Raw genomic sequence first — 15,466 nt, forward strand, 5'->3', positions numbered from 1 at the left:
AAGCCAACGTATGTGATCTTCATCTGGCCGCCTCCTCTGTGACGCCGCCAGACTAATGATGCTGGCGCCGCACAAGGAGACATACGGACTTAACGTGGCTTTACGTCCAGTCCAGCACCACCTTGCCGCTGGAGCCTGATTTCATCGCCGCAAAGCCTTCGGCGAACTCTTCAACGCCGAACCGGTGGGTAATCACCCGGCTCACATCCAGCCCGTTCTGTAGCATTGCGATCATCTTGTACCAGGTCTCGAACATCTCGCGCCCGTAGACCCCCTTGATGGTGATCGCCTTGAACACGATGCGGCTCCAATCCACCGGCGATTTGCCCGGCGGAATGCCCAGCAGGGCAATCTTGCCGCCCATCACCAGCGCCTCCACCATCTGGTCCAGCGCCGCCTGATTGCCGGACATCTCCAGCCCGACGTCAAACCCTTGTTTCAGGCCCAACTCGTGCACCACATCCTGCAGGTCTTCCTGCGCCACGTTCACCGCGCGCACCGCCGGCACCACATGTTCCGCCAGCGCCAGCCGGTCCGGGTTGATGTCGGTGATCACCACATGCCGCGCGCCGGCATGTTTCGCCACCGCCGCCGCCATGATGCCAATGGGGCCCGCGCCGGTGATCAGCACATCCTCGCCCAACAGGTCAAAGCTCAGCGCCGTATGCACCGCGTTGCCCAGCGGGTCGAGAATGGCGCCAATCTCATCCGGGATATCCTCCGGCAGCGGCACCACGTTGAAGGCCGGCAGTTTCAGATACTGCGCAAAGGCCCCCTGCTCATTCACCCCGATGCCGCGGGTGCCCGGGTCCAGATGGAACTTGCCGGCCCGGCTCTGGCGCGAGTCGGTCTTGATCAGATGCCCCTCGCCGGAGCAGCGCTGGCCGACCTGCAGATCCTCCACATTGCGGCCGATCTCAACAATCTCGCCGGCAAACTCATGGCCGGTGATCATCGGCACCGGCACGGTGTGGGACGCCCATTCGTCCCAGTTCCAGATGTGAATGTCGGTGCCGCAGATGCCGGTCTTCCTGACCTTGATCAGCACCTCGTCGGGGCCGATCTCCGGCACCGGCGCCTGCATCATCCACAGGCCTTCCTTGGGATGGCTTTTCTCCAGCGCCTTCATCGTGTTCGGACGGCTCATCAGATCACTCCCAGTTCCTTGCCAACCTTGCCGAATGCCGCCAGCGCGCGGTCCAGCTCTTCCTTGGTGAGCGCCGCATTCATCTGCGTCCGGATCCGCGCCTGGCCGCGCGGCACCACCGGGAAGAAAAAGCCGGAGACATAGACGCCTTCGTCAAACAGCCGCGCTGCCATATCCTGCGCCAGCTGCGCCTCGCCCAGCATCACCGGGATGATCGGATGCTCACCGGGCAAGAGGTCAAAGCCCAAGCCTTCCAGCCCCGCGCGCCAGTATTTCGCATTCTCGAACAGCCGCAGTCGCAGCCCGTCCCCTTCTTCCACCAGCCGGATCGCTTCCAGCCCGGCAGCAACAATGGATGGCGGCAGCGAATTGGAGAACAAATAGGGCCGCGCCCGCTGCCGCAGCAGGTCGATCACTGGCTGCGGCCCCGCGATATAACCGCCGATGGCCCCCCCAAGTGCTTTGCCCAATGTCCCGGTGACGATATCCACGTCCACCCCGAAATGCTCCGGCGTGCCGGCCCCCGTCGCGCCCATGAAGCCAGTCGCGTGGCAGTCATCGACCATCACGATAGCATCGTATTTGTCGGCCAGCGCCCGGATCTCCGGCAGCTTGGCCAGATAGCCGTCCATCGAGAACACGCCGTCGGTGGCGATCATAATATGCCGCGCGCCATCCTCGCGGGCCTGTTTCAGCCAGGCCTCCAGATCGTTCATATCGCTGTTCAGGTAGCGGTAGCGCTTGGCCTTGCACAGCCGGATGCCGTCGATGATCGAGGCATGGTTCAAGCTGTCGGAGATGATCGCATCCTCCGGCCCCAACAGCGGCTCGAACAAACCGCCGTTGGCGTCGAAACAGGCCGCAAACAGGATCGCGTCATCCTTGCCCAGGAACTTGGCCAGCCTTTGCTCCAGCTCCCGGTGAATGTCCTGGGTGCCGCAGATGAAGCGCACCGATGCCATGCCGAACCCCTTCGGCTCCATCGCGTCCTTGGCCGCCTGGATCAGCGCCGGGTGGTCCGCCAGACCCAGATAGTTGTTGGCGCACAGGTTGATCACCTCACGTCCGCCAACCGTGATCTCGCCCCCCTGCGGGGAGGTGATCATTCGCTCGCGCTTGTACAGCCCCTCGCCCTCGATCTGGGCCAGCGTGTTGGAGATGTCGGTCAGAAAAGCAGTGGACATGCGCAAACTCCCTTGGTGTCTCGAGTCGCGTGTCTAGCATAGCGGATGTGTTTCCGGAATACAGGATTTCATCATTGCGGAAAAAAATCCGTCAAACTGGATGCGGCAGGTGAAAATCCGCCAAACCGGACTATCTGCCCCTGCATCAGGGAGGGCACGGGATGGCCGGAGTCACAGGAATTGGCGGGGTATTCATCAAGGCACGCGGCGATGCCAGGGCGCTGGCAAAGTGGTACAGCGACCATCTGGGGCTGGACCTGCAGGAATTCGGCGGCGCAGTCCTGAACTGGCAGGACGACACCGCAGAGGACGGCGGCCTCACCGTCTGGAGCACTGCCGATGCGGACGGCACCTGGTTTGCCCCCAGCACCGCCGGTTTCATGATCAACTACCGGATCGACGATATGGACGGGATGATCGCACAGCTCACGGACGCAGATATTGCCATCCTGAAAGGCCCGGACACCCATGAGAACGGCCGCTTCGCCTGGATCATGGACCCGGAAGGCAACAAGGTGGAGCTGTGGGAGCCGAAGCTCTGGGATGAGAAGAACAAGGGCTGACGCCGGCCCAAAAGAAAACGCGGCCCCCTTTCGGGAGCCGCGCTTCCAATCAGCAAAGCTGTCTGGCTTACACCAGTTCCAGGTTCACCGCCGACTCGCGGCCGTCACGGCCGGGCTCGATGTCGAAGGTGACTTTCTGGTTGTCTGCCAGGCCGGTCAGGCCGGAACGCTCAACAGCGGAAATGTGCACGAACACATCTTTGCTGCCGCCCTCGGGCGCGATGAAGCCGTAGCCTTTGGTGGTGTTGAACCATTTTACGGTGCCGGTGGCCATATCCGTAGTCTCCTAGAGTTTTTGCTGCCCGCGGAAGTGCGGCAGCCTGGCGTAGTCGGTCTGGATCGAGAGACTGAAAGCGCCGGTAAACGGGAGACAGTGGATCGACAAGAATAACGTTAGCGGTCCACATATGGGCCGGACCCCCGAGTCGTTCAAGGGGAATGTGCATAAAAGGGTAAGGGCGGGGTATTCTTGCCGACGCAGCCGCCTAGGACATACTCCGGGTGTCCCTATGGTGGCATTCCGGAACGGGTCTCTAATTCTTGATTACATGCTTGTCATATGCTGCATCAAAGCGATCACTTAGCTTACGTTGTTTCGCTTTGCGCAGAATAACACCAATTCTACCAGCATAAGCTGGCGCAGGCCACGTTCCGTACTCCGCTTGATCCCGAAGAATTCCACGAACAAACCGGACATTTTCGCCTAGATCATCTTTAATCTGCCCTAAGAATTCTTCTCCCAACCTTTTCTGGAACAGGGAGAAAGTGGTTCCCTTTCGGGTAAGTTCATTCTGTCTAAAGAACTCGGCTAGGCCTTCATCTGACATGTTGGAATAGTCGGGGCGAGCATTTCTTTTTTTCAGAACGGCCTCTCTGCTAGGAGGCTCAGAATTCTCTAAATCACTAAGGAGCTCAAGAAGTGCAGTTAGATCACTATCTGTTATCTTCATTCTTGGGAGCCGAGCCTATGCATTCTTCACAATCAGAAACACCCGCGCAGGCCCCTCGGGCGCGGTGATCGAATGGGCAACGTCGGCGGCATAGCGGGCGGTGTCGCCGGCCTGCAGCTGGTCCCTGGCATTGCCGGAACTCACCGCGATCTCGCCTTCCAGCACCGTCATCTGCTCCACCGCGCCGCGGGTGTGGGGCTGGCTGACCAGCGCGCCGCCCTGGTCGAAACGGATGTCATAGACCTCATGCCCCCCGGCTTCCTCCGGCGGCGACAGGATGCGGATGCGGCAGCCCTGGCCCATGTTCTCGATCTTGGGCACATCACTCGCGCGCAGCACCTCGATCCGGTCCTGCATGTCGCCCGCTTCCAGCAGCCCGGCAAAATCCACCTGCAGTGCGCGCGTTAGGTTCCACAGCGTCGCAATGGTGGGGGAGCTTTCGCCGCGCTCGATCTGGCTCACCATCGAGCGGCTGACGCCCGACAGGTTCGCCACCGCCTCCAGGCTCAGGCCCTGGGCGCGGCGCGCCTCCTTCAGGCGGGCGGGCAGCAGGGTCAGGATATCGTCTGTGTTTTCCGTCATGACGGATTCTCTGCGCCGGCGGGGCGGATTTGTCAAATGCTCTGGCAAAACGCGGATGCTGCGCCGCGGCGGTGCACAGGGGGTGTACAAGGGGTGCACGGGTGGTGACGCAGCGTTTCAATGACGGCACGTCCGGGCAGACAGGCCCATGCTGCGGGTGCATAGTGGCGCTGGACCTGAGGAGGAATGAGACAATGACCGACATCGTGATCCTGGACGGCGCCCGCACCGCCATCGGCACTTTCGGCGGCGCCTTGGCGGGCACGGCCCCCATCGACCTGGCTGCCACCGTCTCCAAGGCAGCACTTGAACGCTCCGGGGTGGAGGGCGGCCAGATCGGCCATGTGGTGTTCGGCCACATCATCAACACGGAACCCCGCGACATGTACCTGAGCCGGGTTGCGGCGATGCAGGCAGGCGTCCCGGACGTGGTGCCGGCAATGAATGTGAACCGCCTCTGCGGCTCCGGCGTGCAGGCAATTGTCTCGGCTTATCAATCGCTTGCCCTTGGCGACGCAGAGTTCGCCCTGGCGGGCGGGGCTGAGAACATGTCGCGCAGCCCCTATATCCTCCAGCAAAGCCGCTGGGGTGCCAAGATGGGCGATGTGAAATCGCTCGACATGATGCTGGGCGCGCTGAACTGCCCCTTCGGCACCGGCCATATGGGCGTAACGGCTGAGAATGTCGCCGATGAGCACGGCATTACCCGCGAACAGATGGACGCATTTGCCCTCACCAGCCAGACCCGTGCCGCAGCGGCGATTGAGGCCGGGTATTTCAAGTCCCAGGTCACGCCAGTTGAGGTGAAGGTGAAGCGCGATCTGGTGCCGTTCGAAGTGGACGAGCACCCCAAGGCCACCACCCCGGAGGCGCTGGCGGGCCTGCGCGCGGTGTTCCAGAAGGACGGCCGGGTAACTGCCGGAAATGCCAGCGGAATTAACGACGGCGCCGCCGCCATGGTGCTGGCCACGGCAGCCGCGGCAGAACGGGCCGGGCTGAAACCCAAGGCACGGATTCTGGGCTATGCCCATGCCGGGGTAAGGCCGGAGGTGATGGGCATCGGCCCTGTGCCTGCCGTGCGCAGCCTGCTGGAGAAAACCGGCCTGTCCGCGGGCGATTTCGATGTGATCGAATCCAACGAGGCTTTTGCGTCTCAGGCGCTGGCGGTCAACAAGGAGCTGGGGCTGGATCCGGCCAAGGTGAACCCCAACGGCGGCGCCATCGCGCTGGGCCACCCGGTGGGCGCCACTGGTGCCATTATCACTTTGAAAACGCTGTATGAACTGGAACGGACCGGCGGCTCAAAGGGGTTGATCACAATGTGCATCGGTGGCGGTCAAGGCATCGCGATAGCGATTGAGCGCCTATAACAAAAGCGGGGCAGGGGAAGTCCCCTGCTCGTCACGCGGGGCGGCTCAGGCGGCTGAACAGTATTGGTCGATCAGATTCAGCAACTGGCCCGGAGTGACGGGCTTGGATGCAAAACCATTCATGCCCAGATCCTTGACCACAGCATCATCGTGATAGCTCACATCAGCTGTGACTGCGACAATCGGCACGCCCTTTGGCGGATCAGCCGGTGCGGAACGGATCCGCCGTGCGGCCTCGATGCCGGATACCCGGGGCATGTGAAGGTCCATGAGAACCAGACCGAATTCGTTCGGTGAGCTGGTTAGAATGTCGATGCTTTCCTGCCCGTCCTCGGCAATCTCCACATCCACGCCCAGTGCCACGATGATCTCGCGCATCATGTACCGGGTAAACTCGTCGTTCTCAACAAGCAGGACTTTTCGTGGGTTGTTCATCAGCTTGTTCCGCTATTGTTTCGGTTGGGATCAGAAACACAAACTCTGTGGCAAAACCGTTCGTGGGGTGTTCGAGAATATCCAATGAGCCCCCCATCAACTCCGCAATTTCCGAGGAAATAGCCAGGCCAAGCCCGCTGCCATCATGCTGCCGTTTCAGCCCGTGGTCAACTTGGCTGAAGCGTTCGAAAATCATCTTACGGGTGTTTTGCGGAATTCCTATACCGGTGTCTCTGACAGAAACCGCAATTGATACCGGTTGATCTGAAGTGTTTTCCCCGCGTTGTTCGATGCTGATGGCGATTTCCCCGTGACTCGTGAATTTCGCGGCATTGTCGGTCAGGTTGCCTACAACTTGTGACAGCCGTGCCCCATCCAGGAGGTAATGTTCAGCCAGGTTGCTATGCAGGTGCAGCGTGACGTTGACACAATCGCCTTTCCCGCGCCGGTGGACCGCAGCGCGTGTGGTCTCCAGCCAGTGGTTTGAAAGTGTCCGCATGTCAGTCCGGACCGGCCTGACCTCAACTGCCTTCGCCTCCAGGCGGGCAGCTTCCAGCGTATTTGTCAGCATTTCCAGAAGGTTCTGCCCAGCGGCGAGTGCAGTACGCGCGTGCTGACGTGTCTTCGGGGGATTCTCCTGCATGATCTCGATAAGGTGCAAGATACCCAGTATTGCATTCAATGGGGTGCGGATCTCGTGGCTTACAGTGGTCAGAAACGCAGTCCGGATGGACAGGGCTTCCCGTGCGGCATTCTCCGCTTGTTTGCGCTCGTGAACCTCGGTTTCCAGCGCTGCAAGATGATGCAGGATACGTGCTTCATAGTCATTGAACGCACCGGTGATTTTGTCCAGTTCGTCGGGCTTTTCAGGCGCCCTTCTTTGCAGGCGAAGATTATGGTGAGCTGGTGCGGCGGCTGCAGCATCAATATGATGTGCAATTTTACGCAAATGCCGTGCAATCATGAGGTGAAAAAGCAGCAGCAGCCCAAGGGCGCCCAGATAAGCCTTGGCAATGTTAGATGCCAGGGTCGTCCATAGCTGTGACCAGATTCGCTGGTTTATTGTGCTGAAATCGAGAGAAAACCTCAGCACACCTACCTGATGCGCTGTTCCCTGCGGCTCGGTGTAGATCAGCGGAAAGATTTCCTGGTATTGTCCTGGCTCCGGTTCGCCCAGATGCCATGCATGACCCGTGGGTGCATCAAGCGCCACTGCCTTGATAAAGTCGCTGGCGGTAACGCCCTCCAGAATGGCCTGGACAATCTCCAGGTTGAATTCCCAAAGACCTCTGGAAAGGGGATCTGCCAGTGTTTCCTCGACAAGCTGAAGGCCTGCGACGGCATCGCGCTTTTGCGACGCGTAGCTGAAGTACAGCTGCAGCCCGGTTGCGAAGACCGACAGCACGGAGCTGATAATAAGAGACGCAACCACAAGCCGGAGGCTGAGGCGGTTTTGAAAGAAGAAAGACCGCATCATCAACGCCTAGCGCGGGTTCCGGCGGCGGGCAATTCCGTCACACCTTAAATCTGCAATCTATGCGGGAGTGTTGTCGAATTCCGCCACAGGCCATAGCGCGCGCTGACCGCCCGTTTGCCGCCGCGCCGCAATCATTCAAGCCAATAGCGCAATAGCGGCAAAGAGCGCCGCGCCGCCAGCTGCACCCAGGGCGGCTGGAACAACCCAGCTGTGCGGGCTGCGAACAGGGGTTCCGTTTTGTGCGGCTTGTGCGATCAGCGCCTGCTCCACCAATGCGGGCAGGCGGGGACCGAAGCGGGCCATGACTTTGGCTGTCTCCAGCAGGTCGGAGGCCACAGCGCGCGGGCCGATGGACTTTTTGATGTAATCCTCGACCACCGGACGGGCGGCTTCCCAGATGTTGATATGCGGATCGAGCGAGCGCGCGACACCTTCGACCACCACCATGGTGCGCTGCAGCAGGATCAGCTCGGTGCGGGTTTCCATGCCGAACCGTTCTGTGACTTCAAACAGATAATTCAGCAGCCGCCCCATGGAGATCTGCGAGGCGTCCATACCGAAGATCGGCTCCCCCACCGCGCGCAGGGCGCGGGCGAATTCATCGACGTCGCGGTTGGCGGGCACGTAGCCGGCCTCGAAATGCACCTCGGCCACGCGTTTGTAGTCGCGCTTGATGAAGCCATAGAGGATCTCGGCATAGACCCGGCGGGTGTATTCGTCGATGTGGCCCATGATGCCGAAGTCATAGGCGATGATGTCGCCATTGCTTGCCACCTTGAGGTTGCCCTGGTGCATATCAGCGTGGAAGAAACCGTCGCGCAGCGCGTGGCGCAGGAACAATGACAGCACCCGGTCGGCCAGGATCTTGCGGTCGTGGCCTGCCGCATCCAGCGCGTCATTGTCGCCAAGCGCGATGCCGTCGGCCCAGCCCATGGTCATCACCCGGCGGGCGGAATAGGCCCAACGGATTTCCGGCAGCTGGAAGCCTTCGTCTTTGGCGGTGTTGGCGGCAAATTCCGAAGCCGCGGCACTTTCCAGCCGCAGGTCCAGTTCACCCTGCACAACGCCGTCGAAATGTTCGATCACATCCATCGGCTTGAGGCGGCGGGCAGCGGGGGCGAACAGATCGACGATGCGGGCGGCGAAATAGAAGGCGTCCACGTCCTTGTTGAAAGCGCGCTCGATGCCCGGGCGCAGCACTTTGACCGCCACTTCCTCGCCGGTCTCGGCCAGGGTGGCACGGTGGACCTGGGCGATGGAGGCGGCGGCCACAGGGTCGCTGAAGTCCGAGAAGATTTCCGAGGCCGGGCGGCCCAGTTCCTTTTCCACCTCGGCCAGCGCTTCGGCGCGGGAGAACGGCGGCAGCTTGTCCTGCAGCACGCGCAGCTGGTTGGCCAGATCCTTGCCCACAACGTCAGGCCGGGTCGAGAGAACCTGCCCGAACTTGATGTAGGCAGGCCCCAGCGCGTTCAGGGCGCGGGTTTCCGGCGGCATCGCGGGGTCGCCCTTGTAGCCCAGCCATTTGAACGGCCAGCCTAAGGCCCGCGCCAGCATCCGGAGGGGTTTGGGCGCCTCGAACGCCTCCAGCACCGAATGCATGGCGCCAGTGCGCTCAAAGGTGGCGCCTGTGCGGATCAGGCGCAGGATATTATGAGGGCCGCGCATGGATCAGATCTTCCAGCCGGAATGCAGGGCGGCGATGCCCATCGACAGGTTGCGGTATTTGGCGTTCTCAAAACCCGCTGTCTTCACCATGCCCAGGAAGGTTTCCTGGTCGGGGAAGTTGCGGATCGATTCCACCAGGTACTGATAGCTGTCGTAGTCGCCCGCAATCATCTGCCCCATCCGCGGGATCACGTTGAAGGAATAGAGGTCATAGAGCTTTTGCAGCCCGTCGTTCGGCAACTGCGAGAACTCCAGCACCATCAGCCGCCCGCCGGGGCGCAGTACCCGGTAGGCTTCGTTCAGCGCCTCCTGCGGGCGGGTCACATTCCGGATGCCGAAGGAGATCGTGTAGACGTCAAAGGTGTTGTCCTTGAACGGCAGCTTCATCGCATCGCCGGTGACCCAATCAAGGCTGTCGGCCATCTGCTCGGCCTCGGCGCGTTTGCGGCCCTCTTCCAGCATCGGGCGGGTGAGGTCCAGCACGGTGGAATGGCCATGGCCGGCGCGTTTCAGGAAGCGGAAGGAAATGTCGCCGGTGCCGCCTGCCACATCCAGCAGCCGCTGACCGGGGCGCGGCGCCAGCCAGTCCATCATCGCGTCCTTCCAGACCCGGTGGATGCCGACGCTCATCACGTCGTTCATGATGTCGTATTTCGAGGCGACCGAGTTGAAGACCCCCTGCACGCGGCCTGCCTTCTCCTCCTCGCGGACGGTTTCGAACCCGAAATGGGTGGTGTTGTCGCTCGTGTTGCTCATCAGGCTTGCCGTTTGCTGAGTTTCGCCCTTGTTATAAGGCGCTGTGGGGCAGGCACAATGCGGCCCGTTGGTTCAGGAGGGGTGTAATGCCAGAATTGCCCGAGGTCGAGACGGTGAAACGCGGTTTGGCGCCTGCGATGGAGGGGGCGGTGATCACAAAGGCGTCCGTGAACCGCCCGGATCTGCGCTGGCCGTTTCCGGAAAGGATGGCAGAGCGGCTGACCGGGGCAAAGGTCAATGCGCTGCGGCGGCGGTCGAAATACATCCTGGCCGATCTCGACACAGATGAGACTCTGCTCATTCACCTCGGCATGTCGGGACGTATGACGGTGTCTGGCGATCCGCTGGGGCAGTTTGCCCATGAGCACCCGCAGGCGGAAAAGCACGACCATGTGGTGCTGGACATGGACAACGGCGCCCGCATCACCTTCAACGATCCGCGCCGGTTCGGGGCGATGGATCTGCTGGAAACCGCGACGGCCGAATCCCACAAGCTCCTGTCGGTGCTGGGGCCGGAGCCCTTGGGCAATGATTTCCACGAGGATCACCTGGTGGCTGCCTTCAAGGGGCGTAACACGCCGGTGAAATCCGCATTACTGGATCAGGGAATCATTGCAGGTCTCGGTAACATCTACGTCTGCGAAGCACTGTTCCGTGCGGGAATTTCGCCACGCCGCAAAGCCGGGCAGATTGCCGCGCATCGGGTGGCGGCGCTGGTGCCGATCATCCGCCAGGTGCTGCAGGATGCCATCCGCGCGGGCGGCTCATCGCTCAAGGATTTCAGGCAAGCCTCTGGTGAACTTGGATATTTTCAGCACAGTTTTGATGCTTACGGGCGCGAGGGTGAATCGTGCCGGCGCGAAGGTTGCGCCGGGTCAATTGCCAGAATCACCCAATCGGGGCGCTCCACCTTCTACTGTGTAAAGTGCCAAAGATAGCTTGATCAGAAGGACCCTTTTGGTAAGGACTCAGGATTGAACGGAACAACCGAAAGAGAAATCATGGCCTACGAGACGATCAACGTCGATGTGCAGGACCACGTTTGCCTTATCAAGCTGAACCGCCCGGAGGCGATGAACGCTCTCAACAAGGAGCTCATTGGCGAGCTCTGCGATGCTTTGGAAGAGGCCGATGCCAGCGACAAGGTGCGCTGCATTGTCCTGACCGGTTCGGAGAAGGCCTTTGCTGCCGGTGCCGACATCAAGGAGATGTCGGAGCTGAGCTTTACCGAAGTGTTTTCCACCAATCTGTTTGCCGATGCCAATGACCGCATCTCAGCAATCCGCAAGCCGGTCATTGCGGCTGTTGCAGGCTATGCGCTGGGCGGCGGATGCGAGCTGGCAATGCTCTGCGATTTCATCATTGCTGCAGAGACCGCCAAATTCGGCCAGCCTGAAATCAATCTGGGTGTTGTTGCGGGCATTGGGGGCACCCAGCGCCTAACCCGTTTCGTGGGTAAGTCCAAATCGATGGACATGAACCTGACGGGCCGCTTCATGAACGCCGAGGAAGCCGAGCGGGCAGGGCTTGTCTCGCGTGTGGTTCCGGCAAAGAAACTGATCGAAGAAGCCACTGCGGCGGCTCATAAGATCGCTGAAAAATCCCTGCTGACCGCGATGGCGGTCAAGGAAGCGGTGAACCGCTCTTATGAGCTGCCGCTGAGCGAGGGCTTGCTGTTTGAGCGCCGGGTGTTCCACTCGATGTTTGCGACCGAGGATCAGAAAGAGGGCATGGCCGCATTCCTGGAAAAGCGCGAGGCGCAGTTCCGCGACAAGTGAGGCCCGTCTCGGAAACTGTCCGGGGGATGGTTTCTGGGCGGAACAGGCAGAGCCCCAGGCCCGGCCTGTTACAGAAGACACGAAACGGCGGGCCGCCCGGCCCGCCGTTTTGCTTTCCGGGCCGGCGCCCTTGCAATTCTGCACGGAGTTGGGTAAACGCCGCCCTCATACATGCGCGTGCAGCCCGCTTTGGCTAGAATCACACCGGTGGCTGATCCGGGGCTGGCTGGCATTGCGTCCGATAGAAACAGAACCCGAAGATAAGGTTAGACACCATGGCAAATTCGCCCCAGGCCAAGAAGCGCGCACGTCAGAACGAAAAGCGCTTTGCCGTTAACAAAGCCCGTCGTTCGCGCATCCGCACCTACCTGCGTAAAGTTGAAGAAGCCATCGCGTCCGGCGACAAGGAAGCTGCAACCGCTGCTCTGCGCGCGGCTCAGCCCGAACTGATGCGCGGCGTCACCAAGGGTGTGTATCACAAAAACACCGCTTCCCGCAAAATTTCCCGCCTGTCCGCACGCGTGAAGGCGCTGGGCTGAGATTCGCTCCGCTGAGCAGGCTCACGGGCCAGTGAAAAGTTGTCAGGGCGCTGCAGATTGCAGCGCCTTGTTTTTTGGGGAAAGCCTAGGCGGAGTTCTGCAGGCGCGAGAGATTCTTTGCGGCCAAAGACAGAGTCAACATCATAGTTTCGTTGCTGCCGCCCCCCTCAAATTGCTACCAATAAGTCAGCGATTCACTCGCTGGGGGGACAGGCTGCTCGCGGCTATCTTGACGGGCATCAAGATGGTCAGGTTGTCCGGCACAGACGGCACTACGGTGCACGGATCTGGCCGGAATCCACTGCTGTATCGTTTTTGGACAGCAGCCTTGTCTCAATTGTGTGCGACACTGTTCGTAACGGCTGATCCGCCGCTTTCAGCGGCAGTTTTTGCTGTTCCAGACGAACGAGAAGCCTTCGGGCAATGCGGCCAGCAATGGTCCGCACACGATAACCCTGTGCGTGAACGGCCCCCGGGTGGTTGGGGGTAACGATAGAATTGGTCCGGCGAAATGGACCGCTGCTTTTTGGGGACGCGTGAGGCGCAGCATGACAGAAGAAAAATGGGGACAGCTCAGGAACCGGCTGTTGAAAACGGTTGGCCAGAACAACTTTACAACCTGGATTGAACCCCTGGAATTTGATGCCGTGGACAGCGGTGTGGCCGTATTCAAAGTGCCTACGAATTTCATGGGGAACTATGTCAGCCAGAACTTTGCAGACCTTATCCTGCATGAGCTGACCATGTCTGGCGAGCCAGTACAGCGCCTGGCCTTCCGGGTCGCGGCCAACAGCCCCGCGCGCCCGGCAGAACCTGCCGCTGGGACTGAGGCCTATGGCAGCGCTGACGGCGATGCGGCCGTGATGACCGCGCCTGCGGCCTCTTCTTCGGGCAAAGACACCCTGGAGGCTCTGCAGGCCGCGCCGCTGGATCCGCGATTTACCTTCGACAGCTTTGTTGTCGGCAAGCCTAACGAGCTGGCGCATGCTGCTGCCCGCCGTGTCGGCGAGGGCGGTCCGGTGACCTTCAACCCGCTGGTTCTGTATGGCGGTGTGGGCCTGGGTAAGACCCACCTGATGCACGCCATTGCTTGGGAGCTGAAGGACAAGAACCCGCATCTGAACGTACTGTATCTCTCCGCAGAGCAGTTCATGTACCGCTTTGTGCAGGCCTTGCGCGAGCGCAAGATGATGGACTTTAAGCACCTGTTCCGCTCGGTCGACGTGCTGATGGTGGATGACGTCCAGTTCATCGCGGGCAAGGATTCTACGCAGGAGGAATTCTTCCACACCTTCAACGCGCTGGTGGATCAGAACAAGCAGATCATCATCTCGGCCGACCGCGCCCCGGGGGAGATCAAGGACCTGGAGGACCGGGTGAAATCCCGCCTGCAGTGCGGTTTGGTGGTAGACTTGCATCCGACCGATTATGAGCTGCGTCTGGGCATCCTGCAGACCAAAGTACAGCAGCAGCGCGAGACCTACCCGGATCTGCGCATTGCCGACGGCGTGCTGGAGTTCCTGGCGCACCGGATCTCGACCAACGTGCGTGTGCTCGAGGGCGCGCTGACCCGGCTGTTCGCCTTTGCCTCGCTGGTCGGCCGCGAGATCGACATGGACCTGACCCAGGACTGCCTGGCAGATGTGCTGCGCGCCTCTGAGCGCAAGATCACCGTCGAGGAGATCCAGCGCAAGGTGTCGGAGTACTACAATATCCGCATGTCCGACATCATCGGCCCAAAGCGCCTGCGTTCTTATGCGCGCCCGCGCCAGGTGGCGATGTATCTGTGCAAGCAGCTGACCAGCCGCAGCCTGCCGGAAATCGGCCGCCGCTTTGGCGGGCGCGACCACACCACCGTGATGCATGGCGTCAAGCGCATTGAGGAGCTGAAGCTCACCGACGGGCAGATCGCCGAAGACGTGGAAATGCTGCGCCGGTCCTTGGAAGCCTGACGCGCATCCGACCCCAAAATATGACTTGCGGCTCCGGTTTCCGGAGCCGTTTTTTGTTGCGTTGGCGTTACCCATAACACCGCTGAATGCCCGGTATCACAGAAAACGAAGTTTCAAGCCGCGCAAAACCGGTCATAACGGCGCCCTGCACAGGAGCGCCGCATGACTCAGCAAACCCCTGAAAACATGGACACCCCCCGCGGGCTGGCCTTTGCCATCACCGCCTATCTGCTGTGGGGGTTCCTGCCGCTCTACATGAAGGCGCTATCGCATATCCCTGCAGCTGAGATTGTCACCCACCGGGTGATCTGGTCGGTGCCGGTGGCGGGGGCGCTGCTGATTATCCTGCGCCGGACCAAGGACCTGCGCGCGGCGCTCAGGAACCCGCGGATGCTGGGCATGGCCTGCATCACTGCGGCGCTGATCTCCGTCAACTGGGGGATCTATGTTTGGTCCATCGCTGCAGGACGCGCGCTGGATGCCGCGCTTGGCTACTACATCAACCCGCTTTTCAGCATTGCTCTGGGTGCCCTGCTGCTCCGCGAGCCGCTCAGCAAGGCGCAGCTGGCAGCTGTTGCCATGGCGGCAGCTGCGGTGGTTGTGCTGACGCTGGAGGCGGGCCGGGTGCCCTGGGTTGCGGTCAGTCTGACCCTGACTTGGGGATTCTATGCTTTCTTCAAGAAATCCCTGCCGATCGGCCCCAACCAGGGCTTCCTGCTGGAGGTGCTGATTCTTCTGCCGCCTGCGCTCGGTTACTTTGGGTATCTTACTGTCACCGGCAGCAGCAATATCGGCGCCTCTCTCTCCGATACCGCGCTCCTCCTGGGCTGCGGCGTGGTTACCGCGGTTCCGTTGATCGTCTATGCGAACGGGGCAAAGCTGGTGCGGCTGTCGACGATGGGAATTCTGCAATACATTGCACCGACAATGATCATGCTGGCGGCAGTGCTGCTGTTTGGCGAGGAATTCGGCCGGGCCCGGATGATTGCCTTCCCAATGATCTGGGCGGCGCTGGTGATCTACACGGCGCCGATGCTGCAGCAGATGCGCAAACGGGCGGGTTAGAGC

General features: G+C 60.9%; 16 protein-coding genes. 7 read left to right on the forward strand and 9 right to left on the reverse strand.

Features of this window, described 5'->3' with window-relative positions; genetic code table 11:
* Nucleotides 1-100 precede the first annotated feature (100 nt).
* Together tdh and ACXAHG_RS14435 are read right to left on the reverse strand one after the other, a co-directional pair.
* On the reverse strand, nt 101-1,129 hold the full coding sequence (tdh, locus tag ACXAHG_RS14430; RefSeq protein WP_475058469.1) for an L-threonine 3-dehydrogenase: 1,029 nt from the start codon (nt 1,127-1,129) through the stop codon (nt 101-103).
* 17 nt (nt 1,130-1,146) lie between these two features.
* Nucleotides 1,147-2,331: a glycine C-acetyltransferase gene (locus ACXAHG_RS14435; RefSeq protein ID WP_475058369.1), complete on the reverse strand. Its 1,185-nt coding sequence runs from the start codon at nt 2,329-2,331 to the stop codon at nt 1,147-1,149.
* Nucleotides 2,332-2,492: 161 nt separating this feature from the next.
* On the opposite strand from ACXAHG_RS14435, the gene ACXAHG_RS14440 reads away from it, so the two are divergent.
* Nucleotides 2,493-2,894 (forward strand): VOC family protein, encoded by a 402-nt coding sequence (locus ACXAHG_RS14440; protein ID WP_475058372.1) that lies wholly within the window; start codon nt 2,493-2,495, stop codon nt 2,892-2,894.
* A 67-nt stretch (nt 2,895-2,961) separates the two neighbouring features.
* Here the strand turns inward: ACXAHG_RS14440 and ACXAHG_RS14445 are convergent, their stop codons facing one another.
* The 3 genes from ACXAHG_RS14445 to ACXAHG_RS14455 all read right to left on the reverse strand — a co-directional run bounded on the left by ACXAHG_RS14445 (nt 2,962) and on the right by ACXAHG_RS14455 (nt 4,426).
* Entirely contained in the window at nt 2,962-3,168 is a 207-nt protein-coding gene (locus ACXAHG_RS14445; RefSeq protein WP_271909071.1) for a cold-shock protein, read from the reverse strand.
* Between the two features lie 259 nt (nt 3,169-3,427).
* Nucleotides 3,428-3,844, reverse strand: a complete 417-nt coding sequence (locus ACXAHG_RS14450; RefSeq protein ID WP_475058374.1) for a hypothetical protein — start codon at nt 3,842-3,844, stop codon at nt 3,428-3,430.
* A gap of 15 nt (nt 3,845-3,859) precedes the next feature.
* Complete coding sequence (locus ACXAHG_RS14455; RefSeq protein WP_475058377.1) at nt 3,860-4,426, reverse strand: helix-turn-helix domain-containing protein; 567 nt, start codon at nt 4,424-4,426, stop codon at nt 3,860-3,862.
* A gap of 194 nt (nt 4,427-4,620) precedes the next feature.
* On the opposite strand from ACXAHG_RS14455, the gene ACXAHG_RS14460 reads away from it, so the two are divergent.
* Entirely contained in the window at nt 4,621-5,796 is a 1,176-nt protein-coding gene (locus ACXAHG_RS14460; protein WP_475040274.1) for an acetyl-CoA C-acyltransferase family protein, read from the forward strand.
* Nucleotides 5,797-5,841: 45 nt separating this feature from the next.
* Here the strand turns inward: ACXAHG_RS14460 and ACXAHG_RS14465 are convergent, their stop codons facing one another.
* The 4 genes from ACXAHG_RS14465 to ubiE all read right to left on the reverse strand — a co-directional run bounded on the left by ACXAHG_RS14465 (nt 5,842) and on the right by ubiE (nt 10,129).
* Nucleotides 5,842-6,231 (reverse strand): response regulator, encoded by a 390-nt coding sequence (locus ACXAHG_RS14465; RefSeq protein WP_475040275.1) that lies wholly within the window; start codon nt 6,229-6,231, stop codon nt 5,842-5,844.
* Nucleotides 6,200-7,705: an ATP-binding protein gene (locus ACXAHG_RS14470; RefSeq protein ID WP_475058379.1), complete on the reverse strand. Its 1,506-nt coding sequence runs from the start codon at nt 7,703-7,705 to the stop codon at nt 6,200-6,202. Before ACXAHG_RS14470 ends, ACXAHG_RS14465 begins: the two co-directional genes overlap by 32 nt.
* 138 nt (nt 7,706-7,843) lie before the next feature.
* On the reverse strand, nt 7,844-9,373 hold the full coding sequence (gene ubiB, locus ACXAHG_RS14475; protein WP_475058381.1) for a 2-polyprenylphenol 6-hydroxylase: 1,530 nt from the start codon (nt 9,371-9,373) through the stop codon (nt 7,844-7,846).
* 3 nt (nt 9,374-9,376) lie between these two features.
* Nucleotides 9,377-10,129: a bifunctional demethylmenaquinone methyltransferase/2-methoxy-6-polyprenyl-1,4-benzoquinol methylase UbiE gene (ubiE, locus tag ACXAHG_RS14480; protein ID WP_475058383.1), complete on the reverse strand. Its 753-nt coding sequence runs from the start codon at nt 10,127-10,129 to the stop codon at nt 9,377-9,379.
* Nucleotides 10,130-10,215: 86 nt separating this feature from the next.
* Here ubiE and mutM point away from each other — a divergent pair, with 86 nt between their 5' ends.
* From mutM to rarD, 5 genes are all read left to right on the forward strand, one after another.
* On the forward strand, nt 10,216-11,067 hold the full coding sequence (gene mutM / locus ACXAHG_RS14485) for a bifunctional DNA-formamidopyrimidine glycosylase/DNA-(apurinic or apyrimidinic site) lyase (RefSeq protein ID WP_475058385.1): 852 nt from the start codon (nt 10,216-10,218) through the stop codon (nt 11,065-11,067).
* 63 nt (nt 11,068-11,130) lie between these two features.
* Nucleotides 11,131-11,907: an enoyl-CoA hydratase gene (locus ACXAHG_RS14490; RefSeq protein WP_475040280.1), complete on the forward strand. Its 777-nt coding sequence runs from the start codon at nt 11,131-11,133 to the stop codon at nt 11,905-11,907.
* A gap of 275 nt (nt 11,908-12,182) precedes the next feature.
* Nucleotides 12,183-12,446, forward strand: coding sequence for a 30S ribosomal protein S20 (gene rpsT / locus ACXAHG_RS14495; RefSeq protein ID WP_475034080.1), 264 nt, complete (start codon nt 12,183-12,185; stop codon nt 12,444-12,446).
* 548 nt (nt 12,447-12,994) lie between these two features.
* Nucleotides 12,995-14,398, forward strand: coding sequence for a chromosomal replication initiator protein DnaA (dnaA, locus tag ACXAHG_RS14500; protein ID WP_475040281.1), 1,404 nt, complete (start codon nt 12,995-12,997; stop codon nt 14,396-14,398).
* A gap of 162 nt (nt 14,399-14,560) precedes the next feature.
* Nucleotides 14,561-15,463, forward strand: a complete 903-nt coding sequence (rarD, locus tag ACXAHG_RS14505; protein WP_475058387.1) for an EamA family transporter RarD — start codon at nt 14,561-14,563, stop codon at nt 15,461-15,463.
* Nucleotides 15,464-15,466: the final 3 nt, after the last annotated feature.

The organism is Leisingera sp. ABD4_442 (assembly GCF_056160905.1).